This is a genomic window from Candidatus Poriferisodalis sp. (genome assembly GCF_965205175.1).
Taxonomy (GTDB): Bacteria; Actinomycetota; Acidimicrobiia; order Acidimicrobiales; family Poriferisodalaceae; genus Poriferisodalis.
In genome coordinates, this window is the sequence record NZ_OZ242038.1 from 1,539,187 (window position 1) to 1,565,527 (window position 26,341).

Annotated in this window: 25 protein-coding genes and 3 tRNA genes; 14 read left to right on the forward strand and 14 right to left on the reverse strand. The window is 67.2% G+C overall.

All coding sequences use genetic code 11. The features are described 5' to 3' along the window. Positions 1-158: 158 nt before the first annotated feature. The 3 genes from ACOGI4_RS06790 to ACOGI4_RS06800 are packed head-to-tail and all read left to right on the forward strand — an operon-like array spanning position 159 to position 2,246. Entirely contained in the window at positions 159-884 is a 726-nt protein-coding gene (locus ACOGI4_RS06790; RefSeq protein WP_419840930.1) for a type II secretion system F family protein, read from the forward strand. After that, a complete protein-coding gene (locus tag ACOGI4_RS06795) occupies positions 881-1,696 on the forward strand; it encodes a hypothetical protein (RefSeq protein ID WP_419840931.1) in 816 nt (271 codons plus the stop codon). Before ACOGI4_RS06790 ends, ACOGI4_RS06795 begins: the two co-directional genes overlap by 4 nt. Before the next feature lie 13 nt (positions 1,697-1,709). After that, positions 1,710-2,246: a hypothetical protein gene (locus tag ACOGI4_RS06800; protein ID WP_419840932.1), complete on the forward strand. Its 537-nt coding sequence runs from the start codon at positions 1,710-1,712 to the stop codon at positions 2,244-2,246. A gap of 55 nt (positions 2,247-2,301) precedes the next feature. Here ACOGI4_RS06800 and ACOGI4_RS06805 read toward each other — a convergent pair whose 3' ends face one another. Beyond that, positions 2,302-2,853 (reverse strand): hypothetical protein, encoded by a 552-nt coding sequence (locus ACOGI4_RS06805; RefSeq protein WP_419840933.1) that lies wholly within the window; start codon positions 2,851-2,853, stop codon positions 2,302-2,304. Positions 2,854-3,117: 264 nt separating this feature from the next. On the opposite strand from ACOGI4_RS06805, the gene ACOGI4_RS06810 reads away from it, so the two are divergent. From ACOGI4_RS06810 to ACOGI4_RS06825, 4 genes are all read left to right on the forward strand, one after another. Then, the gene (locus ACOGI4_RS06810; RefSeq protein WP_419840934.1) at positions 3,118-3,795 is read left to right on the forward strand and encodes a hypothetical protein; all 678 of its coding nucleotides are present in this window, start codon (positions 3,118-3,120) and stop codon (positions 3,793-3,795) included. A gap of 116 nt (positions 3,796-3,911) precedes the next feature. Beyond that, on the forward strand, positions 3,912-4,802 hold the full coding sequence (locus tag ACOGI4_RS06815) for a Calx-beta domain-containing protein (protein WP_419840935.1): 891 nt from the start codon (positions 3,912-3,914) through the stop codon (positions 4,800-4,802). Further along, positions 4,799-5,284 carry a prepilin peptidase gene (locus ACOGI4_RS06820; RefSeq protein ID WP_419840936.1) on the forward strand — a complete coding sequence of 162 codons (486 nt, stop codon included), beginning with the start codon at positions 4,799-4,801 and terminating at the stop codon, positions 5,282-5,284. The genes ACOGI4_RS06815 and ACOGI4_RS06820 overlap by 4 nt, the downstream gene beginning before the upstream one ends. Before the next feature lie 152 nt (positions 5,285-5,436). Continuing rightward, positions 5,437-5,949 carry a hypothetical protein gene (locus ACOGI4_RS06825; RefSeq protein WP_419840937.1) on the forward strand — a complete coding sequence of 171 codons (513 nt, stop codon included), beginning with the start codon at positions 5,437-5,439 and terminating at the stop codon, positions 5,947-5,949. A gap of 5 nt (positions 5,950-5,954) precedes the next feature. Here ACOGI4_RS06825 and ACOGI4_RS06830 read toward each other — a convergent pair whose 3' ends face one another. Together ACOGI4_RS06830 and ACOGI4_RS06835 are read right to left on the reverse strand one after the other, a co-directional pair. After that, positions 5,955-6,392 carry a hypothetical protein gene (locus tag ACOGI4_RS06830; protein WP_419840938.1) on the reverse strand — a complete coding sequence of 146 codons (438 nt, stop codon included), beginning with the start codon at positions 6,390-6,392 and terminating at the stop codon, positions 5,955-5,957. Positions 6,393-6,928: 536 nt separating this feature from the next. Then, positions 6,929-8,578: a hypothetical protein gene (locus ACOGI4_RS06835; RefSeq protein WP_419840939.1), complete on the reverse strand. Its 1,650-nt coding sequence runs from the start codon at positions 8,576-8,578 to the stop codon at positions 6,929-6,931. A 303-nt stretch (positions 8,579-8,881) separates the two neighbouring features. Between ACOGI4_RS06835 and ACOGI4_RS06840 the strand changes: the two genes are divergently transcribed. Further along, positions 8,882-9,682 (forward strand): RDD family protein, encoded by an 801-nt coding sequence (locus ACOGI4_RS06840; protein WP_419840940.1) that lies wholly within the window; start codon positions 8,882-8,884, stop codon positions 9,680-9,682. On the opposite strand, the gene ACOGI4_RS06845 is transcribed toward ACOGI4_RS06840, so the two are convergent. The 6 genes from ACOGI4_RS06845 to ACOGI4_RS06870 all read right to left on the reverse strand — a co-directional run bounded on the left by ACOGI4_RS06845 (position 9,668) and on the right by ACOGI4_RS06870 (position 15,033). Beyond that, positions 9,668-9,883, reverse strand: coding sequence for a hypothetical protein (locus tag ACOGI4_RS06845; RefSeq protein WP_419840941.1), 216 nt, complete (start codon positions 9,881-9,883; stop codon positions 9,668-9,670). The two genes, ACOGI4_RS06840 and ACOGI4_RS06845, sit on opposite strands and share 15 nt — an antisense overlap. A gap of 3 nt (positions 9,884-9,886) precedes the next feature. Continuing rightward, entirely contained in the window at positions 9,887-10,183 is a 297-nt protein-coding gene (locus ACOGI4_RS06850) for a hypothetical protein (protein ID WP_419840942.1), read from the reverse strand. 312 nt (positions 10,184-10,495) lie between these two features. Next, positions 10,496-13,552: a phospholipase A2 gene (locus ACOGI4_RS06855; RefSeq protein ID WP_419840943.1), complete on the reverse strand. Its 3,057-nt coding sequence runs from the start codon at positions 13,550-13,552 to the stop codon at positions 10,496-10,498. A 606-nt stretch (positions 13,553-14,158) separates the two neighbouring features. Next, the gene (locus ACOGI4_RS06860; protein WP_419840944.1) at positions 14,159-14,752 is read right to left on the reverse strand and encodes a beta-class carbonic anhydrase; all 594 of its coding nucleotides are present in this window, start codon (positions 14,750-14,752) and stop codon (positions 14,159-14,161) included. 87 nt (positions 14,753-14,839) lie between these two features. After that, positions 14,840-14,913 (reverse strand) — tRNA-Lys (locus ACOGI4_RS06865). 44 nt (positions 14,914-14,957) lie between these two features. Further along, a tRNA-His gene (locus tag ACOGI4_RS06870) sits at positions 14,958-15,033 on the reverse strand. 62 nt (positions 15,034-15,095) lie between these two features. On the opposite strand from ACOGI4_RS06870, the gene ACOGI4_RS06875 reads away from it, so the two are divergent. From ACOGI4_RS06875 to ACOGI4_RS06900, 6 genes are all read left to right on the forward strand, one after another. Beyond that, the gene (locus ACOGI4_RS06875) at positions 15,096-15,614 is read left to right on the forward strand and encodes a glycine/sarcosine/betaine reductase selenoprotein B family protein (RefSeq protein WP_419840945.1); all 519 of its coding nucleotides are present in this window, start codon (positions 15,096-15,098) and stop codon (positions 15,612-15,614) included. Positions 15,615-15,683: 69 nt separating this feature from the next. Beyond that, entirely contained in the window at positions 15,684-16,136 is a 453-nt protein-coding gene (locus ACOGI4_RS06880) for a hypothetical protein (protein ID WP_419840946.1), read from the forward strand. Between the two features lie 7 nt (positions 16,137-16,143). Next, the gene (locus tag ACOGI4_RS06885; RefSeq protein ID WP_419840947.1) at positions 16,144-17,085 is read left to right on the forward strand and encodes an NUDIX hydrolase; all 942 of its coding nucleotides are present in this window, start codon (positions 16,144-16,146) and stop codon (positions 17,083-17,085) included. Between the two features lie 100 nt (positions 17,086-17,185). Then, positions 17,186-17,259 (forward strand) — tRNA-Arg (locus ACOGI4_RS06890). A 95-nt stretch (positions 17,260-17,354) separates the two neighbouring features. Continuing rightward, a complete protein-coding gene (gene folE, locus ACOGI4_RS06895) occupies positions 17,355-18,065 on the forward strand; it encodes a GTP cyclohydrolase I FolE (protein WP_419840948.1) in 711 nt (236 codons plus the stop codon). 110 nt (positions 18,066-18,175) lie between these two features. Further along, positions 18,176-20,986 carry an ATP-dependent helicase gene (locus tag ACOGI4_RS06900; RefSeq protein ID WP_419840949.1) on the forward strand — a complete coding sequence of 937 codons (2,811 nt, stop codon included), beginning with the start codon at positions 18,176-18,178 and terminating at the stop codon, positions 20,984-20,986. 22 nt (positions 20,987-21,008) lie between these two features. On the opposite strand, the gene ACOGI4_RS06905 is transcribed toward ACOGI4_RS06900, so the two are convergent. From ACOGI4_RS06905 to ACOGI4_RS06925, 5 genes are all read right to left on the reverse strand, one after another. After that, complete coding sequence (locus ACOGI4_RS06905) at positions 21,009-21,665, reverse strand: NUDIX hydrolase (protein ID WP_419840950.1); 657 nt, start codon at positions 21,663-21,665, stop codon at positions 21,009-21,011. A gap of 37 nt (positions 21,666-21,702) precedes the next feature. After that, positions 21,703-22,545, reverse strand: a complete 843-nt coding sequence (locus tag ACOGI4_RS06910; RefSeq protein WP_419840951.1) for an LLM class F420-dependent oxidoreductase — start codon at positions 22,543-22,545, stop codon at positions 21,703-21,705. Between the two features lie 143 nt (positions 22,546-22,688). Continuing rightward, complete coding sequence (locus ACOGI4_RS06915; protein WP_419840952.1) at positions 22,689-23,981, reverse strand: D-alanyl-D-alanine carboxypeptidase family protein; 1,293 nt, start codon at positions 23,979-23,981, stop codon at positions 22,689-22,691. A 269-nt stretch (positions 23,982-24,250) separates the two neighbouring features. Further along, positions 24,251-24,760 carry a hypothetical protein gene (locus tag ACOGI4_RS06920; RefSeq protein ID WP_419840953.1) on the reverse strand — a complete coding sequence of 170 codons (510 nt, stop codon included), beginning with the start codon at positions 24,758-24,760 and terminating at the stop codon, positions 24,251-24,253. After that, the gene (locus tag ACOGI4_RS06925; protein ID WP_419840954.1) at positions 24,757-26,313 is read right to left on the reverse strand and encodes an amidase; all 1,557 of its coding nucleotides are present in this window, start codon (positions 26,311-26,313) and stop codon (positions 24,757-24,759) included. Before ACOGI4_RS06925 ends, ACOGI4_RS06920 begins: the two co-directional genes overlap by 4 nt. Between the last annotated feature and the right edge of the window lie 28 nt (positions 26,314-26,341).

A 26,341-nucleotide genomic window follows, 5' to 3' on the forward strand; every position in this document is an offset into this window, starting at 1 on the left:
CGCTGTTCGCTGTCGGCGTAGCGCTGGTTGTGGCATCTGCAGTGCGCGCGTCGGCATGGCGCACAGCAGCGCGAGGAAGCATCCGGCACGAACGTGCGCGTACGCGGCCCGAGCGAAAGGAGCAGGCGCGGCGGCGGCCGCCCGCAGCGGATGCACAGATGCTCGTTCAGATCATCGCAGCAGGAGCGGGCGCCGTGATCGGTTTCCTGGCCACGCGACTGTGGGGCTTGGCGGTGCTGCTGTGCGGATTGGGAGCGTTGCTGCCGCCATTCGTGGCTGCGCCGAGACGACGTCGGCAGCAGACGCGTGAGGCCCTCGCATGGCAGCTGTGGACCCGCCAGCTCGCCGAGCTCACCCGGTCCGGCGCCGGTTTGACGGACTCGCTCAAGAGCAGCACCGCGCATGCGCCTGCACAGCTCGCCTTCACCGTCAAGCGCGTTGCCTCAACGGCCGAGCTGCACGGCATCGACGAAGCGCTCGACGAGCTCGCGGCCGCTGGCGTCGTCTGGGAACCAGAGGTCGCCGCCGGACTGCGCATCGCGGCACAGTCGGGCGGCCCGCTGACCCCGCCGCTGCTGGAGCTGTGCAACCGAATCGGCGACGTCGTCAGCCTCCATCGCGCTCGCACCGAGGCGGTAGTGCAGCTGTGGACGCAGACCATCGCACTGTTGAGCCTTGCGGGAGGCGTCGTGCTGCTGATGTACCGCAACAATCCAGCATATTTTGAGCCCTATAGGACGCCGACCGGCCAGCTGGTGCTGACGCTGATTGCATTGGTGCTGCTCGGCTCCACAGTGTTCTTGGTGTACCACTCGGTGGTGCGGGCACAGCCGTCGGTTCTCTCGCCGCCGCCACGCCGCCGGCGCGGCAAGGAACCGCTGTGAGCACGGCCATTGCTGCCGGACTGCTGTTCTGCACAGGCATCGCATTGCTAGCGGTCGCCGTTGCAGGGAAGCGGCTGCGCCGAGCCGAGCCGAGAGCCGTGAGCCATTTTTCGGTGTTGTTGGCGCGGACGGGCGAGGCCGATGCTGCGGACCTGCGCCTGGCCGGGATCACCGGGCAGCAGTACGCGATCCAGCGGATGGTCGGACTGGTGGTCGGCGTGGTGTTCGGGGCAGCCATCGCGGCGTTGTGGATCGATGATCTGCTTGCAACTCTCGCGATTTCGGCGATTCTGGCTTACGCCGGCTGGCAGCTGCCGCGCCAAGGCACCCGAGACACCGCTCGCAAAGCCCGGTCCGAACTCGATGACATCATCCGGCTGTGGATCGTGCTCGTCGCCCAGCAGGTGAGCGCAGGCGCCGACCCGGCGACTGCGATGCTCAGCGCATCCGAGGCCGGAACTCGCTCCGGCTGGCGGCTGCTGCACCGCCACTTGCTCGCAGCTCAGAACGAGCGGCGCCCTGCTTGGGAAGGCCTTGTGGACTTGGTCGAGCGCTATGGACTGCACAATCACGCGCCTGCGGTGGCCGCGTTCGGGCTAGCGGCAGAACGCGGCACCCGCATTTCCGATGCGGTCTTGGTGGCGGCCGAGTCGTTGTGGCGCGACAATCTGCAACGCGAGCGAGAAGCTGCCGAGCGGCGCAACCAGATCATCGTGCTGCCTGCCACAGGAGTTGCTCTGGCGCTCGCTGCGATCTTGGTGTATCCGCCGTTCGTGTCCTTGACCGGGGGCATCATTGCGGGCACACCGTGAACCGTGCGCCGTGATGCTGGAAGACTCACTGGTCAAACGCCGGCTGCGCAGACTCCAGCCGGCCAGCAGCGGCTTGGCATCGCTGGAATGGCTGCTCGTCACGGCGGCAGTCGCCGGTTTCGCGGCAGTCTTGGGGGTGGCCATCCAGCAGATCCTCGAAGATTCCCGAGAGACCCGCGTGGACTCCGACGTGCGATGGTTGGAGGCCGGTATTGCCGCGGCCGAAATCTCCAGCGAGGCAGCCTCGATGCTCGACCGCAGCGGCGCGCAACCTGACGCGCAGTCATTCCCCGGGCTGCGCGTGCGCTGCGAGGAGCTGGCCCGCCTGTATGCGGATGCGGTGGCCAAATCCGCGTGGGTGCAAGTGCCGGTCGATGTGCATGAGCCGACGCCGACAACTGCAGCAGTGACGACGACGTCTACGCCGCCCGCAGGCCTCAACGATGAACCGGATGCCGAGTCAGAGGCCACGCTGCCAGATGGCACAGCGACGACCGCGACACCCGAGCCGCAGCGCCTGCTGTGGGTGTGTCAGCTCACGAGCAGATGAGCAGGATGCAGCGGCCTGCAGCCGTCTCGCTGGCGGCATTGCTCACGGGGTCCACTCAGCAGGCCGGCAATTCTACGGGCACCGCTGGCGCTTGGCCTGCATCGGAGTCCGCCGCCTGGGGAACAAGCACCGCTGGCCCTGCGGCGGCGGCGTGTATCCGGTCGAGCCGGCCTGGCCACAGCGCGCTGAACGGGCCGAACACATCGCCGGACACTTCCACGCGCAGCCAACCGTGCTCACCCGGCACGGGGCGCAGATGCGCCGAAGCGCCGCTGTGGCACCAGTCGCTTCGGACCTCTGTCGCACCCGGCGTCCACCAGCGCCAGCCGTCACCGTCCGCTGCTACGCGCGCGACGGCGTCCTCAGCGGCCGCTGCCATCTTTCGGGTGAGCGGCTGCGGGTCTGCACCGGTGTACTCGCTGCCGTCGTCGGCGTGCGCCAGCCCGGACACTCCGACGGTATGCCACGCAGCCCGCAGACCAGCCGACGCTGCAGCCTCGGCTTGGGCGCGTGCCCCAGTGACGAGAAACGCCTGCACGACCAGCAACACCATGAGCACGACGAGCGCCGGCCACAAGATCACGAACGGAAGCACTTCCCCGCGCATGTCGCTCCGCGCATCGGCAACGGCGCACCAGCGCGACGGCCGCTGCAACCGTGAAGTCCGGCGCACCGTCCTCAAGCTGCGACTGCTCGTCATCTCATCATGCCGAACCCCGCCATTTCGACGAAACGGCTCGCGATGACCTGCCGCCAACTGGCAAGGTTGCGCGCATTCCTGCGAACCATAGTGGCGCGCACGGCGCAGCGGTTCCCTGCGAGAACTCGGCGCGACGCGTGCAGTGCCGGCCAAGCTGGAGGTGCCGTCAGCTTGATCGTGATATTGATGGTGCCGGTCTCGGTATTCGCTGCGGTCGTGGCGATGGCAGTACCTGAGCGACTCTCGGCAGAGTCCGCGCTAGAGGATGCTGCTTCGGACCTCGCGGCGCTTGCGGCAGCGTGGCGCGATGCGCAAGGTCGCGAGTACGGACGCCTCGACGCCTATTTTCCCGCTTGCGACTCGGCTGACGAGCCCGATGTGGGGGACAGTCCGGGACTTGCCGTCGAGCTGGAACGCGTCTGCCGAGCAGTGACCGACGCCGTGCTCAGCGATCTCGAGGATCACGGCTTCGACTTGGCCACCATGCGCGGCTACTACAGCGCGGCACTGTCGACGACAGCCGCTGCTGCTGGCGAATTGTCGTGGCCGTGCGCCGCGGGTGGGGGCACGGTGATCGCAGACGCTTCGCATGTGGGCTTCGTGGCTCGCTGGACAGGCCGTAGCTGGGCGGCCCAACAAGCGATGCCCGAAGGCGCGCCCATGGGCTCGCAGGCGATCGGCCGCATCGCTTACGGCGGTGGCAGCACCGACATCCGTTTGCCCTACCCGTCGTGCGGGCAATGGTTGGACCTTGTGCCGAGCCGTCTCGCGCCTGCAGCGGGCGACGATCCCTCCGTCGGTCGGGACCTCTCCGAGGACGTCCCATTGCGGACTGCATTCTCCAGATGATGCAGCCGCGTGCACCGTCCGCTCGCCGCCCGGATGCGCATTCCACCGAGTCGGCGCCACCGGCCCGGGTGCGAAGGGCGGGCAATGAGTCAGGCGCAACTTCGTCATTGGAGCTCTTGGCTGTCACTCCGCTGCTCGCGCTGCTGGTGCTGTTCGTGCTGTGGGCCGGCCGCAGTGCTCGGGCCAGTCTTATTGTTGATCTCGCTGCGGAGGAGGCAGCGGTGGCGGCGTCGCTGTGCTGCGACGGGACGACTGGGTTCTCCGACATGGGCGACGAGTCCGCGAGCGACCGGCGTGAGCGCATGGCAGAGACTGTGCTCGCGTCGCGGCCTGGGCTGGACTATCTGTGCATCAACGGGCCGATGCCCCTGGACAGTGACGGGCGGCTCGTCACCGAGACCGGTGTCGATTTCTGGGCATCCTCGAATCCTGACGGACATGCGCGTGGAGCGCGACTGCTGGAGGTACAGCTTCGTTGCGAGACCGATGGCGCTGTGGCGCCGTTGCGCGGATTGTTTCCGACCATCACGCTGGAAGGGCGAGCTTCGGAAGTGACGATCTTCGCTGACGGGCCGCGCCTCACTATCGCGCCGGCGTGGGCTAACGAGGGCGAAGACATGGTCTTCACAGCGGTGTTGAGTAAGCCCGTGGACGAGGACATCGCCCTCGAGTACTTCACCGCTGACGGCACCGCTACCTCGGCGGACGAGATCACTGCGCCGGACGATGCAGTGCCCGACGATGCAGTGCCGGCCGATGCGGACTACGCTCCGATTCCTGCCGACGCGCCCGGGTTGGCTGTCATCCACGCGGGCGAGACAGAGGCGGAGATTCGCTTGACGACCTTCGACGACGATGTGTGCGAAGGCGATGAGACATTTGCGCTCATGGTGAGCATGAGCGGCTCGGGCCCGGTCCCGACCGTGAACGACGACGACCGGCTCCAGTTTTCGTCGGAGGCAACGATCGTCGACGATGCGGACTGCGCGGCAGATCGCGAGCCTTGATCGCCGAAGCCTCAGTGTGGGCAGCAATCGGCACTTGGGCGCTGCTGGGCCTGCATGCCAGCTTCACAGACCTGCGCAGCGCCACCATCTCCCGACGTGCCTGCTGGACGGCCGGCTCGGCCATCGCAGCACTGCTGTTGGCCGCTGCGATGTCGCGTGCCGGTCTGCTGAGATGGGCGTGGACTCTGGGAGGCGCCGGCGCGGTGGCATTGCTCCTTGAGATCGTCTACCGCACTCAGCCGGACAAGATCGGCTACGGCGACGTGCGCCTCATCGTCGTGAACAGTCTTCTCCTCGCTTGGTGGGGACCCGGGTGGCCTTGGTGGGCGCTGCTCGCCGGATCGGTCGTGGCAGTGCCAGCCGCGGTTCGCTCCTCTCAACGCGATGGGCGAGAAGGCCGAGTGCGCTGGGCCCCTGGTCTTGCTGCCGGCACCGCATTGATCATCGCATGGCTCGCATGGACGGCGGGCCCGCTGGGCTAAGGCGCTACGGCGTCGGCGGTGGAGCGGCGGAGCGATTCGACTGATGCGCAGGGCGCATCTCATGGGGCACACTGTTCGGAGTGCTGCACGATTCGGGTCGACGCTGCTCCAGCCAGAGCATTGCGGGCCCACCCGACCACAGGATTGCCCAGATGGCTACCGACACCACCGCGGCCGTGCTTTGCGCGCGCTGCAACTGCCCGAATTCACGACGACATGAGCGCCGCGCTCACCCCGACGAACGCGGCCTCACCACCTTGGAGTGGTTGCTCATCGTGGCGGCGGTGGCCGGCCTCGCCGCCCTTGCCGTGGTGCTGGTGCAGAACGTGGTCGACGACACTGCGGAACAGCTCGGCGGCGCGAGCGCTCGCGAGACGGCAGCGAACGTGGCGGCAGACACCGTCGTCCGTGAATCCATGACGGCGCAGCCCAGCGATGCGCGCTTCAACACTTGGCAGAAATGGGAACTCTACTTCACCGCACGCTGCGAGCGGCTGGAGATCCTCTACAGCGACACGAACCTCAGTGTCACACCCCGCTTTGTGCGTCCGTCAGGCAAGCGAGACACGGATCCGACATCAATTGGCGAACTCAATGCGGCGACCAAAGAAGCGCCGGCCGCCAACAAACCGCAGGCGAGCTGCGACCGCACCACCGACGCCTGATCGCTTCACGGCTGGCTGCTGCTCGTCGCAGCAGGCTTGGGACCGCTGAACCCGCCAGGTTCGTAGGTGCCGAAGCGCTCCCGCTCGCCTCTGACGTCGCGCAGGTAGCATGCCGGAGGCGGGTTTTTCCAGCCGCCCTCGGGTGCCAGCACACCCGTGAGCCAGTAGGAGCGCGCCTGGCTGTCGGCATGAGTGATCGACAAACGGGAGCAGCGCTGCACATACTGGCGATTGACCTGATCCACCTCGAATTGGTTTCTCGGCGAGCGGGCTTGCCACTCGCGGCTCAGCTCGTCAGCAGCGATCTCGGCTGTGCGAAAGAGCGCCCGGTGCCGGTTGACCTCGATGCCGATGTCCCTGATGCTCCCTTGGACCACCACAACTGCAATAGCGACAAGCCCTGCGACAGCGCTGGTCAACAGCAGCCACTCGAGTGTCGTCATGCCAGACTGGTTCTGCAAACGCGCTCGCCTCGGCGAAGCCATACCTAGTACCCTATCGTACGACATTGTAGCCCATCCGCTGGCCGTCCGCCTTCGTGCGGCAAGGTGCAGTTAGGCTGTCGCTTGCATGTATCCTCGACAAACTGCCCGAGGCATGGAACTGGTGGACAGTGACGAAGTTCGTCTATTGGCTGGCAGCGCAGTCAAGTTGGCGTCCGCGAAACATCGCTTGGCAGTACGTTTCGTCGATGTCGGTATCGTCAGCCCCAGTGCTGTTACTAGCTCTCTTAGCTATCGCCAAGGTAACCAGGAATCCACATAATGGAGACATGTACATCTTCTTGATTTTCAGCCCTCTGCGGCTCATTGGCATCGTGTCTGTTCCGTCATTTTTGTCGACCCCTTTCCGACGTTACCTGCATGATGTCGTGGCCGATTCGCTTGTGACTGTCGACGCACTGCAGCCATCGAGGCGCGTGGCCGCGTAAGGTGGTCGACGCGTGGTGCGGGTGCTGCCCTGCCCCGTGTTGCGGCGGTCATGATGCACTGCGGCGGCGTAGTTGGTTGAGCTGGTTCTGGTACTCGGGCGGCACTTCGAGGTTGGGTCTGTCGTTGTCGAGCCGTTCGAGGAGTTCGCGGGCGAAGCGTGCTCGCTGTTCGGCGAGCAGCTCGTCGCGTTGCTCGGGGAAAAGCGACGGGTAGGTGACAGCGCCGCGCAGGCATTCGTGGCGAAGCTCAAGATAATGATAGTAGCCAAGCCCTGACGGGTAGCCGCCCTCCGCGACCCGGTTCATGGCAGCAGCGAAATTGCCTGGCACGACGAGGTCGCGGATGTGGTCCGAGAACTCGCCGGCGTCCGCGCCCAGCGCGTCGCGTGCGCAGTCGTCCACTGCGTCATGGAATGCGTCCAGCAGGATCTGGTAGTCGCCGTGCTTCGAAGCGACTTCTTCTACGACAGTGCCTGCAACGCCGATCACCGCCCGCTCGAAGCGGAGCCGCTGCTGGTCCTGGTGGGTAGGGCTGTCGACGTCGAGACTGGCTTCGAACGCGACGTAGTTCCCGATCTGGACCATGGCCAACTCGTCCAACGCGACACGCCAAGCCTGGTTGGGGAAGCCGGCAATATAGTCTTCCACGAACTCCAGCACCCCTACGTCCTCGAAGTGGGCGTAGACGCTCAGACGCTGCGCTGTGCCCGGCACCGGCCCGTGGAGATCGTCGTAGGTGAGCGTGTCCAGGTCGACTGTGGCGGGGTCGGGCTGGTCCTTGTCGCATCCTCGTCCCGTGGAGTTCTCCAGCACCGGCGTGGTCCACCCGGCGGGCTCGACTAGGGGCACCTCGGCCAGATAGCAGTTGTCGAGAACGCAATGCAGCGACTCCAGATAATGCCTTCGCAGACGGTCCAGCAGACCGTCACGCGTCTGCGGGTCCAGCGTCGGATAGGTCACCGCACGCTGGGCGCAGTCGTAGCGCAGGTCATAGGACTGGTCGCGGGTGAACCCCGTCGACGACACATGGCCTGCGAGCTGTTCGTCCTCGGCTTCGTAGATCGGAATCTCCTCGCCGGTCTCAGGATTCACCGCCTCGGCGGGGAACCCCGCATCCGACAGGCACAGCAGCATCCACTCCACGTACGCCTGCCACAACGGACCCTCATCACTCAAATCGAAGGCAGCGTCCCGACTCGCCAACAGCAGCTGCGACTCGGCATCAAGCTCGAAGTTCAAACGGTCACGCTCATGCCCCGACGGTGCGATGAACGCACGATCGTAGCGCTCGTCTTGCATGTGGTGATACGCCTCGGCTGTGCGGGCTCGTGCGAAGTATGAACGGTAGAACATCATCTTGTCGACGATCGCGTACAGCCCCAGTTCCTCGTCGCTGTACCGCCGATCAGGATCCAGCGAGTAGTCCGCCGCGATACGCTCCCACACCGCAGCCGCGTCCGGCAACGCAACATCCCACAAATCATCCTCTGAACCAGAACCGCCGCCCGCCCCGCCCGAACCCGCTCGCAAGTCGTCGGATGTCACCGCGGCAACACCCGACACTGCAGCGTCTGTCGGTTCGCCGTCACCTCGCGTCCACAGCCAAACTAGCAGCGCGACCGCCACAGCAGTAGCCAGCAGCGCTCCGCCGGCCAACGCTCGCAGCGCACTCCGGTGCAGTCTGGGCGCTGTCGGCATCGAGTCCGTGGCGCTACAGGTCGGCGAGTCGTCGCCCGCGACGCTGTCGGACGAGGTCACTGCGCTCCGAGTGCGTGCTGGAGCGGTCGCTCTGTCGAGCGCCAGCGTGCAGCCGCTGATACCACACCCGGTCTCCGTAGCGCGCGGGTTCATTCGGCAACAAGCCCGTTCGGCGGCGCAGAGGAGCTGCCAATCGGTCCGGCAGGTTCCTGCCTAGGAGTGCGTAATGAGCGACATCTCGCAGCGCTCTGGCTCGCGTTCCAGCGGGTCGCAGCATCCACTGCACGATAGGATCCGTACGTGATGGGCGGGCTTGAACTGCGCGCAGACGGTGTCGCCCAGCTGCGCAACGGTTCGTTGGTAGCTCTAGCGCCTAGAAGGCGCCGCGTCGCTGCGCGTGCGATCGATCTCTGCATCGTGACGGCGGTGGCATATTGGGCCGCGTATTTTGCAGTATGGGTGATGTGGGCGCGACCGCCGTGGAATCTTGCTGACCAGCTGTGGTATCACATGCCAGGAAGCTGGCAAACCGGCCATCATGGAATAAAGCAGTACACGGGACCGATAGGAGGCAAATGGGGAAGATTCATGACCCTCCAGATAACATGGTATGTCACTGCATTTGTCTACGAAATAGTGCTCCTTCAGCTGCGCGGCTGCACGCTTGGCAAATGGTGCCGCGATCTGCGTGTGGTGTCGAGCAAAGACGGCCGCCCGCTCAGCGCGCTTTCTGCACTCGCCCGCAATCTGCATCTTCTAGTCTTCTTGGCAGCATTCGTCACTTCGCAAGTGCGAACCGACCCGTGGGAGCGGGAGATATGGATACCCTTTAGCATAGCATTTTTTGGGCTTCTGTATGCCACATTTGTGGCACTTTTTTTGTTATCGTTGTTCGGTCGAGGCGTCCACGACACGGTAGCGCGGTCGCTAGTAATTGACATCAAGCTGGCGACAAGGTCAAACTGTTGCTGCGGACAGAATCCTGAAAAAATGCCGTTGTCGTCCCGGTTTCCAAGACCGGCAAGAGCACCGACAGTGCTTTTGCCCGAACAGGCCCAGCCACAGTCGGTCGATACGGCTACGAAACGCTCAGCGCATGATTGACAAGTTTCTCGGTCTGCTCGCCGAATTGACGTCGAGCCACACTCTCGCCAAGTCTGCGTAGTATTCGTCGTACACTTCATCGAACCGCCACACATGCCAATCCGGTCCGAACTTCATGGCCAGTGCATCCTTGAAGGCGAGCGGTGTAGCCAGTAGGGACCACATGAGCGCCATGCCGTATTCGGCACTGGCAGCACTCATACTTTAAACCTGGTTAACCAGAAATGATTCGAATGCGACGGCATATTCCTCGTCAGGCTCTGGCGCGGTACTCGAAACTATGTCTTCCAAGTTCTCCGCTGCCCGGTCGGGCGCGACGGGCTTAAGCCAATGCCTCATGACCGGCTTGAACGAAGATACGAATTCCTCTACATCCAGAACGTCCGTCTTGTTGGCAAGATGATCGCTCGCATCGGGAACTTCAGTCTCTGCCGGATAACTGAGTTCGAATGCCGGTGTCAACTGAGACCGCAGCGCCGGCGTGAACACGTCCGGATCCATGCCAACGCGGGACGCTGTTCCGCGAGTCCCATACCGCTGTTCCTCAAACGAAATCGCTACATCGCTGTCATCGTTACCAGATATTCCGACGTTACGTACAGGTGAACTATCATCTGAGCAAGCGACAGCGAATAGCAGAAACACAGCTGCCCACCCAGCGCTTGATTGTATCTGTTGCTTGCGGACGCACTTAGTTCTCATTCCTAGTCTCCTGCGTCAGTGCGCCACAATAGTGGGCATATGCGCTCCTCAGTTCAGCCGGTTTCTTCTCCGCGGCGCCACAGATACCATCCGTCCGATCTTATGTTCGCGTCATTCCGCAGATTCTGGCGGCTTAGGCTCGGTTGTTGGCTCCACGCAGGCGGGATTGAGCGGATTACCGCTACCGCAGTTCCATCTCACAGCCTTTACCGCCAGGAAATAGACATCGGCTACGTGAACGCAAGCTGCGACCTGTGCCCGAGCCCACACTCCGCTGAATGTCTCGCCACATAGCTGCAGGATGTCGGACCGGAGTCTCGCGTCAGCTTGTCGCTTTGCCTTCTTGGTCCAGCTATTGACTGTCGGATGCGTATGTTCCATAAGAGTGAGATTCTGCCAGTTGAAATCGTGCCGCCAGCAAGCATGTTTGAGTGACATGGTGCGCGTAATCAACGGTATCTTTACCGGATACACGCGTCCGGATATATCCACGTGAATGTTATCCGGCGACCAGCTGCAAGCGTCGGATGACCAGCTGAGGTGGGGGTAGTCGGCGTGGTGATGTGTACGGGTGTCGACGAATTGGGCGAGGGTCATCTGGTTGGGGCCGCTGGTGGCGCCGAGGCGTTGTACTTGTGCGTGCTGCTGGCGGGGCGAGAGGCAGGTGCGTTCGGGGGTTGGTACGTGGTTTGCGGGGCATCGGGCGGTGATGGCGGTCTTCTGGGTGTGTTTGTGGGGTCCGTTGGCGTAGGCGACGGTGACGGTGTGGGCGCCGGTGCGTGTGGGCGCGGTGTTGAGTGTGGCTTTGCCGTTGCGGGCGGTGAGGTTGGCGGTGACGCCGCTGGATGCGGTGACGGCGAGTTCGGCGGTTGCGGGCTGGTAGGCCCAGGCGGTCGTGGTGTTGGTGCCGGCGGCGGTGTTGAGCGCGGCGGGCTGGTTGGTGCGTGGGGTGTGGTCGACGGTGACGGTGAGGGTGTACGCGCCGGTGGTGCGGTCGGGGTTTGTGCGGCTGTGGCGTTGTCGGGTGGTGACTTCGATGGTGTAGGCGCCGGCGGGCAGGAGCTTGCTGTCGATTTTGCTGCTGTGCTGTGCGATGGCGCGTCCTGTGCGGGTGGCGCCTCGCAGGATGCGCAGGTAGGTGTCGAACTGGGTGGATGTGGCGGTGATGGTGACCCAGCCGGGGTGGGCGAGGGTGAGGGTGTGGCGGCGTGCGTAGCGGACGCCGCGGCCGTGCTGGGTTCTGCAGTTGCCTTCGGGGCTGAGGCTGCCGTGCACGGTGGCGGTGCCGGCTCCGAAGCTGCCCAGGGTGGCGTCGCATCGGCCGAACGGGGTCGCTGTGAACTGCGCTGTCGCTGTGTGGGTTTGGGTGCCGTTGGCGCAGGTGACGGTGACCGTGGCGGTTGTGCCTGCTGCGACTCGCAGGGTGACGGTGCGGACGCGTCCTGACGTGGGGGCGACAGTGGCGGCTGCGGGCTTGGCAGCACATGTGGCGTTGTGGGGGGTGACCTCGAAGGTGTCGGTGACGGCGACGCTTGGGGCGCCCCAGGATGCGGCGACGGCGTTGTCGAGGCCGCTGATCTGCACCGGAGCGTTGGTGGCGGTGAGCTTGGCTCGCGCGGTGGCGGTGTGGGCTGCTTTGGCGCAGGTGACGGTGACTGTCACGGTGGTGCCTTCGGGAACGGTGTGGGTGACGGTGCGGCTGCGTCCGGTTGCGGGAGCGACCGTGGTGCCTGCCGGCGCGGCTTTCGAGAGTGCCGAGGCGCTCTGCCGTGCGTTTACGGGAACCACGGTGGGGCCTGTGGGTGCGGCGGTGCATGCTGCGTCGGCGGGGTCCACAGCGAACGCTGTGGACACGGCGGCTGTGGTGGCGCCCAGCCTGGGGACTGCGGTGGCGTCGGCGAGCCCGGAGATGACCACTGCGGGCGTTCCGGCGATCGTGAGCGTCAGCGTGAACCTGCTAGCGGTGCGCGGCCTCGCAGCGGCGACCTCGATCAGGTAGCTGCCCGCAGCCAGCCGTCCGCCGACGCTCTTCGCAGCGCCGGAGACGGTGTCGACCAGATGCAGCGTCGCTCCTCGCGTCGACGACACCGCAGCGGTGAGGGTGGCTTGGGCGGTGAGGGTGAACGTCCAGCTTCGCGCCCAGTGCGGCGACTGAGCACTGCCGACCCGCTCCGAGCGGCACTGCCTGTTCAGTGTGCCCGTCAGCGTGCGGCTGCCTGACGCCAACGCTCCCAGCCGCGCCGGCGGGCACACCCCGGCCGCCAAACGGCACACCGGCACCGTCCCCGACGTGTCCAAGGTGTGGCTGGGCGCAGCAGGGCACACCCACCGCGGCGCCCTGTACAGCGTCCGCTCACACGAACGAGAGTCCCCCGCAGCCCGCGTCCAGCCCGCCCTGCACGCGTAGCCGGCGTCCGCGAGGCGCGCACCCGCCGGCTGCACGCAGCGGCCGCCGCTGCTCAACGCGTAGCCCGACAACATGCACGACGCGTCCGGCACCGCCGACTCTCTCTCCCGGACCGTGGTGGTCTCGGTGACGGTGCGTCGCTGCAGCCTGCAGCACACCTCACGCTCACGGGTCTCGTAGTTGAACACGTCCACGTTCTTGTAGTTGTACACCGGCTCGGTGTGCAGCGTCTCGCGCACGCCGGTGCGCTGCTCGCTGCGATAGTTGTACACCTGCCGGGTCACATACCGGTACCGCGTCACCCACTCAGGCCGGTACCGCACCACATCCCGATAGTTGAACACCGCCCGCGTCACATAGTTGTACACCGCCACCGTGCTCGTACGATACTTCGTCACCGTACGCGTTTTCCAGCTCAAACAGCCCACCCCGAACTCCACGTCATAGACCGCGCAATACGGCTGCGTCACCCGATAAGCACGGCGCACCGTCCTAGTCAACGGCGCCACTCGCACCCGCTTGGTGAACGGCGCCACCCGCTCCCGCGACACATACCGCACCTGCTCGAGCACCCGATGCGACTCCCGCACCCGCTCCGTGAACGGCGCAACCCGCACCCGCACCGTGTACGTGTAGGTCTCCATCCCCATGTAGGTCCGGGTGAACGGCGCCACCCGCACCCGCCTCGTGAACGGCGCCACCCTCACCCGATACTGCTCCGTGTAACGCACCCGCTCAGTCACCACCCGCGTCGCGGTCACCCGACGAGTCACCAGCTCGGCAGCACCGAATGCGGCGACGCCGACACACACCCCGTCCCCGACAACACCACCGACCTACCCCCAACCGACGCAGGACACGCACGCCCCGCAGCCTCGCTCACCACCCGAGAACACCTGCCGTCATCACCCAGCACCCAACCCGCATCGCACACCGCCGACGCCGCCACCCACCCAGACCCCGACTCGCTGCTCCCCGCAGCCGACGGCACCCCCACCAACACCCCCACAAACCCCAACACCACCAACAACCCCAACCCCACACGCAACAACACCACCCCCCACAAACCCAAACCGCAGCCGCACCCCCACGACCAAACAGCTGCGCAAGCTAGCCCCACACCACAACCCCCGTCAAACGCAAGCCACCCTGATCGGAACATTGACCGCTGTCTTGCGAGTCCTCGGCTATGAGATCGCCTTCCTGCCCGTGGCTCAGCCCGCCACGCTGACCGCGCGGCCGATGCCTGCGGCTACGCCGAGGTCGGTGCTGTGCGGCGTACGCATATCGACAGGAACATGCCGACGGCGACTAGTCCATCGTGCCTGCCCGCTGCATCCGAGCAGCCCCGGCAGTCGCGAGATGAGTCACCGCTGCACCGTCGACTCCTGCCGGGCGGCCGGTGCGACCTCGTGGAGCAGGCCCGTTTCGACGTCATAGACGAAACCGCGGATGGCGGTGTCGTGCTCGATGAAGGGCGACGCGCAGAGCGCCGCCAGCGATGACCGCACATCTTGGGCTGCATCGGTGAACGAGCCGATGGGCCAAGGGGGGCGTGCGCCGAGGCGCTGATGCAGTTCGTCGCTGAAGGCGGTTGCGTCCAAGCCGCACATGCCGCAGCCGGTGTGATGGATCACCAGCACCTCCCGTGTGCCGAGCAGCTGCTGGGAGATGCACAGCGAACGGATCACGTCGTCGGTGACCACGCCGCCGGCGTTGCGGATGACATGTGCCTCGCCGATGCTGAGCCCGAGCGCTGCGATCGGGTCGATGCGGGCATCCATGCAGGTCACGACGGCGACTCGCCGGCTCGGCGCAGCCGCCATGCCCGGCGTTCGAACGTCGGCGGCACAGCGCCGGTTGCGCTCGACCAGCTCGTCGGCGCAAGGCGGCAACGCTTCGGCGCCGGCGCCGTCCCGCAGGTTGGCTGCGTCTTTGTTGTCCATCTGAAGGTTGCCCATCCGAAGTCCTCGCATCGCTCATGCCGTTGCGAGAACGAGCCGGCATCGGCACCCGTGTGGCGCTCAGCGTCATGTGCGCCACAGCAGTACGCCCCCTGGGACTCGAACCCAGAACCTGCGGATTAAGAGTCCGTTGCTCTGCCATATTGAGCTAGAGGCGCATGGTGGCCCGCAAGGCTAACGACTGCCTGCGAGCACAGGTGCAGGCGGATCGAGGGGAATCGAACCCCCGGCCTCCAGTGCCACAAACTGGCGCTCTAACCGACTGAGCTACGACCCGCGCGGGGCCACCAAGGATGCCACGGACCACGCAGCGTCGCTACCGACCGCGTACGGTGGGTGCGTGAGCGCAACAGCGACGACTGCCGTAGCGGCCCGCAAGCCGCCGGTCGACTACATCCCGAGAATCACCGCCCAGTACGTCGGCCTCGGCTACGGCGAGTACCGCTGGGTTCACAGCGAGATCCCGCCGCCGTGGGCACCGCTGGCCAAGCCGATGTCGCAGTGCCGCTTAGGCCTCATCGCCACCGGAGGCGTCTACGCCGCCGGCCAGACGGCCTTCCACTACCGCGACGACACCACTTACCGCGCGATCCCGACCGATGTGGACACCGCCCAGCTGCGGGCCACCCACTTCGCCTACGACCTCACCGACGCCCGCGCCGACATCAATTGCGTGTTCCCCATCGATGCGCTGCGAGCCTTGCGGGACAGCGGCGAAATCGGCGAGCTAGGCCCCAACGCCTACACGCTGATGGGCGGCATCTACAGCACCCGACGCGTCCGCGAGGAGCTGATTCCGGAACTGGCGAAGCGCTGCTTGGCCGACGAGCTGGACGCGGTGCTGCTGGTGCCTGTCTGACCGGTCTGTCACCAGACCGGGGGTCTGATCGCGAGGGCCATCGAGGCGGAGGGCATCTCGACCCTGTCGATGTCGAGCGCACGCGACATCACGCGGGCGGCTTGGCCGCCGCGCAGTGCCTACTTGGACTATCCGCTGGGTCGTACCGCCGGCCGCCCGCACGAGCCTGGGCTCAACCTGCAGATACTGCGCGACGCGCTTGCGGCATTCGAGAACCTGCGCGTACCGGGATCGATGACGCACCTTCGCTACCGCTGGTCCGACGACGACCGGTGGAAGGACAGCGTGTTCGCGCCCGTTGCCGGCGCCGAGACGCTGGCGGAGTGCGCGGTCCCCGCAGCCCGCGCCAGCGAGACCGCTGCCATGGCCGACAACGGCAAGCAGCACGCAGCACCGGTCTACGAGGACGACCGTATCGAACGCCACCTGACCCCGCAGTACCAGACAGACGAGGACGCGGCCGCGTCCCGCGCCGGCCACGACGGCCAGGACTGCCTGGTGTGCGCAGGCATCGACTACTGATGCGCCGGTGAGCGAGCAGCCAGAGCGTCGCGCCTCGGTGGGCGCCACCTCGCCGGGCACGGGAGGCGACTACGACCCAGCCGCGGTGCCGGTGCGCGACGCGGCCACGGTGCTGATCCTCGCCGGCGACGACGACCCTCATGTGCTGATGCTGAAGCGCAACGCCCGGTCGGTCTTCGTGGGCGACATGTGGGTGTACCCCGGCGGGGCAGTGGACACCGAGGACGCGAGCCGGATCGCGGACGAGACCGTGTCGGGCCTGACCGACGGCGAGGCCTCGGCTCGGCTCGGCATCGCGCGGGGCGGCATCGCCTTCTGGGTCGCCGCGCTGCGCGAGACGTTCGAGGAAGCGGGCATCCTGCTCGCCCACCACCACCGCCACGCCGCCAACGCAGCCGGTCCGAGGGACCTGCCGCCGGGCATCATCGACCTTTCGCCGCCCGACGTGGCGCAGCGGTTCTCGCGCTATCGGGACGAAGTCAACGCCGGCGAGCGCGACTTCATCGAGACGGTGCGCAGCGAAGGCTTGCTGCTCGACGGCGACAATGTCTCCTACGTCGGGCGCTGGGTGACGCCGCTGGGATCGCCACGCCGCTACGACACGCGCTTCTTCTTGACCGCGATGCCCGACGGCCAGGTGCCGCTGCCCGACCACGACGAAGCGGTCGAGCATCGCTGGGTCCGCCCTGGCGATGCGATCAAGAGCAACGAGGAGGGTGGCATGGTGATGATGACGCCGACCATCGGCATGCTGCACCGCCTCGCCCGCTTCGACACGGCGGCCGATGCGGTTGCGGCGGCCCGCAGCGGAACCGCTGACGATGACGAGCGCGTGCGGATCCGCTTCGACGACGAGGGGCCGCACCGCATCGCGTTCCCCGGCGACCCGGACTATCTCGACGCAGACGGTCGAGTCGAGACCGGCATGCTGCGATGGCCGTCGCGCTAGCCGGCCTGGCAACCGTGCGAGCGGCGGCGGCAATATGGCTGCAACATGGGTAGCGACAGGACGGTTACGTGGCAAGATGGCGCCGGTCGTCGCAGCCACTGCCCTCGTGGCGCAACTGGACAGCGCAGCGGGCTTCTATCCCGCGGGTTGCAGGTTCGAGTCCTGCCGGGGGCGCATACCGTGACCCAGCGCACGTGGACGCAGCGCGGAGGCAGCCCCAACGGCGAAAGCGCGATGGCACCTGCCGTCAGCGAAGATAGCTTCGCCGGATGCCCAACGGCTCAGCCAGCACCGCTGCCGAAGCGTCCTCTGCCGACTCGATATCCGACCCGGACCCCGCATCGGGCCCCCCATCGGGAGTCGTCGGCGGGGAGGCGTCGAGTGCTGAGACAAACGGCGCAGTAACCGACCAGCCGGTGGACACCGAGCGGATCGAGCGGGCGGTGCGCGAGATCCTGGCGGCTATCGGCGAGGATCCGGATCGCGACGGCCTGCACAAAACGCCTAGGCGCGTCGCCCGCATGTACGCCGAGGTGTTCGCCGGCCTGCGGGAGGATCCCGAGCATCATCTCCAGGTGCAGTTCGAGGCTGCGCACGACGAGATGGTCATGGTGCGCGACATTCCGTTCTATTCGATGTGCGAGCACCACCTCTTGCCGTTCGTCGGCTTGGCGCACGTGGCCTACATTCCCGGGGACCGCGGCATGATCACCGGACTGTCGAAGCTGGCGCGTTTGGTGGAGGCCTATGCCCGTCGCCCGCAGGTGCAAGAACGCCTCACCACGCAAGTCGCCGACAAGCTGATGGCGGTGCTCGAGCCCCGAGGCGCCTTGGTGGTGGTCGAGGCAGAGCACCAGTGCATGTCCATGCGGGGCGTGCAAAAGCCCGGGTCGTTGACCATCACCTCGGCAGTGCGCGGCCAGTTCCGCGACACCGCGACCCGAGCGGAGGCAATGCAGCTCATCGGCATCGGCCGCTGACGCATCGGTCGCCCCATGACCGCGACCACGCTCGGCGCCACCCCACGCCACGGTGTTCGAGCTGCCGGCTTGCAGAGCACGAGGCAGCGGCCCAGCGCTTCGGACTCGACATGACTACGGCGGCGGCGTTCGCTGGCCCGCCTGAGCTGGGGCGCAGCGTGCTGGTGCGCCCCGGTGACCCAGTGCCCGCAGCGTGGCGGGACTGCGAGCGCGTCATCGTGCGTCCGAGCGAGTTCAGCGCCGAGACAGGCCGCCGGCTACGCGACGCTTGGCGATCGCGCACCCGACTCGTCATCGAGCTCGACGGCGACCTGCCAGATGCCGCACCAGTGCTGCAACGCCCGTGGTGGGAGCTCACGCCGGGGCTGACACTGCGCTCCGAGGTGCTCGCGCATCTGCTCAGCGCGAACGCCGTGGACGCGCGGGATGCTCGCCGGGTGCGCTTTGCTCCTGTCACGCTGGCGCACCAGCTCGGCGCGACGCCCTGCCCAGAGGACACTGCAGGCGACGTGATGATCGGCGCCCAGCCGCTGTGGTGCGACGGCGGCCCGCTGGACCTCTTCGAGATCGACGCGCCGAGTGTCGGCACGCCCGAAACTGCCGCAGGCGGCGTTCGCGCCCGCGATCTGACCATTCCGGTGCTCCCGGCGCCGAACTTGGCTGTCGGCAGCTTGACTGCAGCACGGCGTGCGGTTCCGCAGGCCGAGCTGGCGCCGGATCAGCGCGCCGCAGTCGGCCACCTCGGGGGAGGGGCCTGCATCGTTGCTCCTGCAGGCTCAGGCAAGACCCGCGTGCTCACCGAGCGCGCCCGCTACTTGGTGCGCGATGTCGGGGTCGCTCCGAGCGCAGTGTGCCTGGTGGCCTTCAACGTCCGTGCTCGGCGCGAGATGCAAGAACGCACAGCGGACCTGCCGGGCCTGGAGGTTCGCACGCTGAACAGCTTGGCGCTGGCGATCTGCAACGGCAGCGGTCCGTTTGCCCGGCCGCCTCGACACGGCCGCGTCGAAGTGATCGACGAGACAGGCGTGCGCGATCGGCTCGCGGGCCTCATCAAGCGGCGCCGACGCGCCATGACCGACCCGTTCGCTCCGTGGCTCGAGGCGCTCAGCGCGTCGCGGCTGGGCCTGCGGTCGCCAGCGGAGGTCGAACGCGACTTCCAGCCCGACGTCCCCGATTTCGCCGAGCTCGCGCCCCGCTTCGTGGAAAGCCTGTCGGCCGACGGATTGGTCGACTTCGACCAGCAGGTCATCCGGGCAATCGAGATCCTGCTGACCGATCCGCCGGCGCGTGCCGCGGCTCGCCGGACCTGCGGCGTGCTGCTCGTCGACGAATTCCAGGACTTGACACCCGCGCACCTGCTGATGATCCGGCTGCTGGCCGGACCGCGAGCCGACGTGTTCGCCGTCGGTGACGACGACCAGACGATCTACGGCTACGCAGGCGCATCGCCGCAGTGGCTCATCGACTACCGCGCGTTCTTCCCCGGTGCAGATCGCCACGACCTCCACGTCAACTACCGCTGCCCGACGCCTGTGATCGGCGCCGTACGCAATCTGCTGTCGCACAATCGCCGCAGGCTCGACAAGCAGATCGTCGCGCCCGACAGCGGGGGAGGGGACGACTCGCCGGCGTCCGCGGCCGCGACGGCGTCCGCGGCTGCTGCCGCGGAACGCGACTGCCCCCGCAGGACCGGCGACGACCCCGACTCCGCAGCGATCACGGTGATGACGGCGCCGGCGCCGGCTGCCGCGTTTCGGCAAGCGGTCACGAAGCTCCTCGACGACGGTGCGCGCCCGTCGGACATCGCCGTGCTGGCACGCGTCAACAGCACCCTGTTGGTGCCGCAGATCGTGTTGGCAGACATGGGCGTGGCGGCTGACGCTCCGCTGGGCCGCTGGTTCATCGAGCGCACCGGCGTCGCGGGCGCGCTGGCTTGGCTCCGGCTGGCCGTGGCACCCGAGGGCAGGCTCCCGGGTGCTGCTGTGTCCGACGCGGCACGCCGTCCGCCGCGAGGCATCTCGCCGCGGGTGATCGAGTGGATAGGGGAGCAGCGCAGCGTCGGCGCGTTGCGAGGGCTGGCGGGCCGCGTCAGCGATGAACGGACGTCGGCCAAGATCGAGGCGTTCGCGAACGATCTCGACATGCTGCGGCAGCGCACTGCCGACGAGCAGCTGCCGACTCGGGCCATCCTCGAAGCCGTCCGCAACGACCTCGGGCTGGGACACAGCCTGGAGTCCCGGCTGGACGCCTCGCGGCGGTCGGTGGACCGCTCAGCGCACGGCGACGACCTGCGAGCGCTCATCTCGGTGGCCGACATGCACCCCGACCCGACGAGCTTCCCCGCCTGGCTGGGACGCCAGCTGGCGGGCACCGGCGGGGACACGAGCGAACACGGTGTGCGCTTGGCCACCGTTCACAAGGTCAAGGGACTCGAATGGCGCCACGTCGTGGTCTACGACGCCTCCGAGGGCCTGATGCCGCACCGCTTGGCCCTCAGCAGCACGGCCGCTGGCATCGAGGAGGAGCGACGCGTGTTCCACGTGGCGCTCACGCGCTGCTCAGCAACGGTGACGCTCGTATGCGGGGAGAACCCCTCGCCGTTCCTCGCAGAACTCCGCCAGCCGTGCTCCGCCGAATGCTGCTTCACCGAAGCGCCGGCGGCGACGCGACGAGCCAAGCAGCATCCGCCCGAAGATTCGCACGATGCGGCGTTGTTCGAGGCGTTGCGCTCTTGGCGTCTGGAGCGAAGCCGAGCCGACGCCGTGCCGGCATTCGTCGTCTTTGCAGATGCAGTGCTGATCGCGCTGGCGACGCAGCGACCTCGCACCGAAGCAGAGCTGCTGGCGGTGCCCGGCATCGGGCCAGCCAAGCTCAGCGCCTACGGTGCCGAGGTGCTGGCCGTGATCGCGGAGCACGCCTGAACCACGCCTGCAGCAAGCCGTGTCAGATTGCCAGCGGACGCTTGCCGGCGAGGAACCGCTGGGCCATCACCCCGAGCACTGCCCAATACTGCGTGCCGGGCACGATGCGGTCGAGCGTCAGCTGGAGGTTGACCTCGAGCGCATCGGGATGCCCAGCCATGCGGACGCCGCGCACGGCGATCGACGGCCCGCCGCCCAGCAGGGCGAGGAACGGCGCAATCGGCACCTCATAGACAGCGTCCACTTCGCCCCGAGCCACGACGTACTCCGCGAGGGGTCGGTCGTCTCGCAGCAGGTACACGCTGATCAGCTCGCAGTTCAGCGTGCCTTCGCCGCTGTCGTCCACGAACCTGCGGACCCCGAGCGGCACGAGGTCTGCGGGGTCGGGCGCGATGCCCAGCTCCTCGTTCAGTTCCCGAGTGCCGTCAAGCGGCGATTCGCCGGCGGCGAGGTGCCCCGCTGCGCTGATGTCGAGCAGCCCGCCGAAGGCTGCTTTGGCGTTCGACCGGCCTTGCAGCACGATCATCGGTTTGCCGCCGCGCAGCGTCGCGATGAGGCAGTGGAAGACGCGATGCCATTCGCCGCGCTCATGCACCTCCTGGCGTGGTGCTGTGCGCACGTGCCGACCGAGTTCGTCGACGACGTCAAGCCGCTCGACCCCGGGAGCGCTGTCGGTCACGGCGCTAACGGCGCCGACGAATACCGTCGAGCTTCGTCTAGAGCAGCGCCGCGTACTTGTCGAGAATGGGCAGCACTACGTCGGCGGGTGCCGGCGGCAGTCCGAGCACCACACGAGAGCAGCCCAGCTCCGCGAGGTTCTCGAGGATCTCCGGCTTGGCGGGAGTGCCGAACTGGCCGAACTCGATCTCGGCGGGATCGCGTCCGGCCGAGACGGCAGCCTCGCGTATCTGGCCGATGGGTGCCGAGAAGTCGTAGCGGCCCGAGATTGGCATCCAGCCGTCGCAGAACTCGACGATGTCCGCGATGGTCTTCGGGCCGGCGGCACCGCCCAAGATGACCTTAGGCCCGCCTGGCTGCACTGGCTTCGGCCACGCCCACGACGAGTCGAAGTTCACCCAGTCGCCGTGGAACTCGGCCTCGTCATTGGTCCACAGTTCGCGTACGGCCAGCATGGTCTCGCGGGTGATGGCGCGCCGGTCGGTGTACTTCACGCCGTGGTGCCGCAGCTCTTCTTTGTTCCAGCCGTAGCCGATGCCCAGGATGAAGCGGCCGCCCGAGATGCGATCCACCGTTGCGGCCTCCTTGGCCAGCCAGATGGGATCGCGCTGCGCAACCAGCGTGATGCCGGTGCCGAGCATGATGTTCTTCGTCACGGCAGCGGCGGCGCCGAGCGACACGAACTGGTCGTGGGTGCGCCAGTACTCCTCGGGCAGCGGTGGTGCGCCCTCGTTCCCGCCCCACGGCGTCTCGCGGCTGGTGGGGATGTGGCTGTGCTCGGGAAACCACAGCGACTCGAAGCCTCGCTCCTCAGCGGCCTTGGCCAGCTCGACGGGCCCGATGGCCTTGTCGGTAGGGAACATCATCACGCCGATCTTCACGGTGGACCTCCAAGACGGGTAGGTGGCAGCGCTGCGCGAGAGCCACGGCGATGGCGCCCGCAGCCGGACGTCTGGTAGCGGCCACGCCGAGCGTAATCGTCACCGCGCTCCGGTGCCCTGCCGCCGTGTCTGTTGCCGTTGGGTCAACTGCCGTCGGTGGACCAGTGCCACGGCTCGCTGGGAAGGTTCTTCAACCCGTAGGTGCGCGCATTGGCGGCCAGCCACCTGAATGCCACCGAGTTGCGGCTGGTGATCGAGCGCCCGTTGTGCCGGAAATCGATGGCCAGGCCCCGCTCGTGCATGGAGCGACCGGGCCGTGCCGTGGGCGGCCGGCACTGCCAGGAGGGTTTTTGCCAGATGGCCCATTCGCTGGTGCCGCAGTGCGCACGACGCAGCGCAATCTGGGACGCTGCGCTGCGGTAGCCGCCTCCGGTGAGCCTGATGCCGTCACGCGCTGCGTGTTCGAGCAGGTCCTCCACCTGGCTTGCGATCGATTCGTGGACTTGGATGCCGCCCACCCAGGTCAGCTCGCTGCGATTGAAATTGGTACCGGTGGGTTGTCCAGCAGTGCCCTCACGTTCACGGCGGCGGCGTTCGGCTTCAGCGCGCGCAGCCCGCAGGCGAGCGTCCTCGCGGCGCTTGAGTTCTGCCTGCAGTTCGGCATGCTTGGCGAGCGACGCTTCGATGCGCTTCGTCGTCTGGGCGACTTGATCTGCAGCAGCATCGTTGTTCTCCTCCATGATTCCCTGCTCGATGAGCAGTCGGTCAAGCCTGCTTTCGAGTTCATCGACTACTTGCTGGTCCTGCTTCGCGACGTCTAAGCGTTCTTGGAGGGCATTGCCGGACTCGGCGGCGAGCCGTTCCGTTTGCTCTGTGGCGTACTGGAGTTCGCGTGCTGCCAGCTCCATGTCAACGCTGAGGGCGCGTACTTCGTCTGCGGTTGCATGCACGTCGCCGAGTGCCGCGCCGATCAGTACCCGGATACGCGCAGCGTCGTAGATGTCGCCGGTGCGCGCCAAACCGTAGGAACCCTCCACGAGCGCATCGTGGCCGATGTAGGTCTGCACGACGAGGTCCACCCCTCGCTGCTGCAGTTCAGCCCGCCGGGCCACCAGTGAATTCAAGCGGTAAAGCGCTGCGTCCTCCGCTTCGGTGGCGAGATCCACCGCCAGTTGGGCCTTTGCGTAGTCTTCGTGCTGCTCGTTTGCCAGCAACATCGAGATGTCCAGAGCGCTCAGCACTTCGTCGACATCTGCCTGTTGCAGATCCACCTCCGCGATTTTCGCTAGCAGCTCCGCTTGAGCCTCGTCACGGACGCGTTGTTCCTCAGCACGTTGAGCCTCCAGCTCCGCTCGCTCCTGCTCCAGTTCCTTCTGTTGCTCGCGCAGCTCTGCGTCGGACTGGGCGCCCGTGCTGCTGAGTGGCAAGACGCTCATCGCAAGGGCGAACGTCATCGCCGCCGCGCCGCACCGCACCGCTCGGCGGGCTGCTGAGTCGCGCGGCAAACGCCGCTGTGTAACTCGCACCGAACGCGTCCTCGCTTCGGCCGGCATGGCGCCGGGGTGTGCCTGCGGCCGCCGATGACCACCGCGTTCGGCGGCAGGGACCTTCCGACCAAGGTACCGATGAGCCGCCGCCGGCAGGTGTCGCGTTCTCGGGGCAGCCCCAGACGGGCCGGACGAGCGCCCGATTCACGCGCTGCTCGTCACCGGTCGCGTTCGGTTCGGCGCAGCGGCTCACCGCCCGCTGCTCGGATGGTGGCTTCGAAGGCGTCGAGGTCGTTGCCGTTCACTTGGCCCGTCCATGGCTCGCCGACGCCACGGTCGTCCACCGGCGGCTCGAGGGCGACGTCCACCCGCGGGCTGTTCGTGTGAAGCACCATCGTTGCATCGGTGCCGCCGAGCCAGCGAGCGACGATGACGGCCCGTCGAAAGCCGATGTCAGCGAGCAGCAGACCCTGATCGGTCGCGGCCAGCAGCCGCTGCACGCTGAACAGCAGCTGGTGGGCGACCGCAGCGGCCACGATCAGCAGCCAGCCGGGGCCCCAGGCGATCGCCATGCCGGCGCCGAGCGCGAACGCCGCGACCCGGGCGAACATGATGCGCCGGTGCGCGCTGGCCGACGCTGCATCGGTGACCGCTACGGCGTTGCGCACATGCGCGTGGTCGCCGAGCAGGTCCACCGCCCGTTCCAGTGCCCGCTGCGACGGTGTCATGGCAGTCCGGCGGGCAGCCCGCCGAGCGGCATCAGCCCGCCTGCATCGTTGAGTTGCTGGGCGACCGCCAGCAGCAGCGACTCCGCGCCGTAGCCGGCATGCATCTGCACTCCCAGCGGCAGTCCGTTGGCATCGAGTGCGGTGGGCAGCGAGATGGCCGGCTGCCCGCTCACGTTGGCCTGATTGACGAACGCCGCCAGCTCGGCGACACGCCGTGCGCCTTCGAGCGGGTCCGACAGGTAGCCGAGCGGCGGAGTGACGTCGGCGAGCACAGGCGTGACCAGCAGATCGAAGGCGTCGTGGCGCTGCGGTCCAGCGCTGCCGGCGGCGTCGGTTGCCCTGCCAACGCTCCAGCCCGAGCCCATGCTCCAGAACGACATCACGCGCCGGCGCCAGCGCGCCAGCGCGCTGAGCGACTGCACGTACGCGGACGCGGGCAGCGAGCGTCCCAGCTCGGCGGACCACCAGTTGGCGGGCTCGACGTCGTCGGCGGTGATTGGCCGCCCCAGTTGCCGTGACCAGCCGGCCAGCTCAGCTGCCATGGCGACCGTGCGCACCACGATCGTGTGGTCGATGAGGTCCGCGCTGTGCCAGCCGTCGGGTGCCGCATCAGGCTCGATGCGATGTCCCAGCTCGGCCAGCAGGCTCGCTGTGCGCTCGACGGCACGCCGCGCCGGTGCGCTTGCCGCGCTGGGGCTGCCCGTCGAGACGGCGATGCGCAGGGGAGGCGGCGGGGCAGCCAGAGCGTCGGTGAACGAAGCACCGGGCATCGGCGGGGGAGCGACGTATGGGTCGCCTGCCGCAGGGCCAGCGATGACGTCGAGGCATCGAGCCGCGTCGCGCACGGTGCGGGTCAGCATCCCGTCCACCGCGAAGCCGCCGCGGTGCTCGCCCAGACGAGGCGCAGTAGACACCCGTCCCCGGCTCGGCTTGAGCCCGACGAGGCCGCAGGCAGCAGCCGGCACGCGGATCGAGCCGCCGCCGTCGTTGCCGTGGGCGACTGGCACGATGCCCGCCGCGACGGCGGCTGCTGAACCGCCGCTCGAACCCCCAGGCGAGCGGACGAGGTCCCACGGGTTCGCCGTCGGGCCGTACACCGCTGGTTCGGTGGTGATGGTGGTGCCGAACTCGGGGGTGTTCGTGCGGCCCACCGAGATCAGCCCGGTGTCCCGCAGCAGACCGTAGAGATGACTGTCGAGCGAGCCTCGCCACTGCATCTCCGCCAAGAATCGTGTACCGGCGTGGTGAGGTTCCCCGGCTTGCTCGCAGCCGAGATCCTTGATCGCCATCGGCACACCGTCGAACGCCACGTCCGGCCCGACTGCGGCCGCCTGTCGCGCCGCTGAGTGCCGCCGCCTCTGCCAGCGCTCCGCAGCTTCGGCCGCCTCCGCCAGCGCTCGTTCGGGACGCGGATGGATCACCGCGTTCAACGCCGGATTCAGCCGATCCAGCCGCTCGAGCGCTGCCTGCATCGTTTCGAGGGGGTTCGTTTCTCCGCTCGCGAACGCGTGCGCCAACGCCGTTGCGTCGCAGTCACGTCGGTCTGCGGACACGCTTGAGCAGCCTGCGATCCTGACTCGG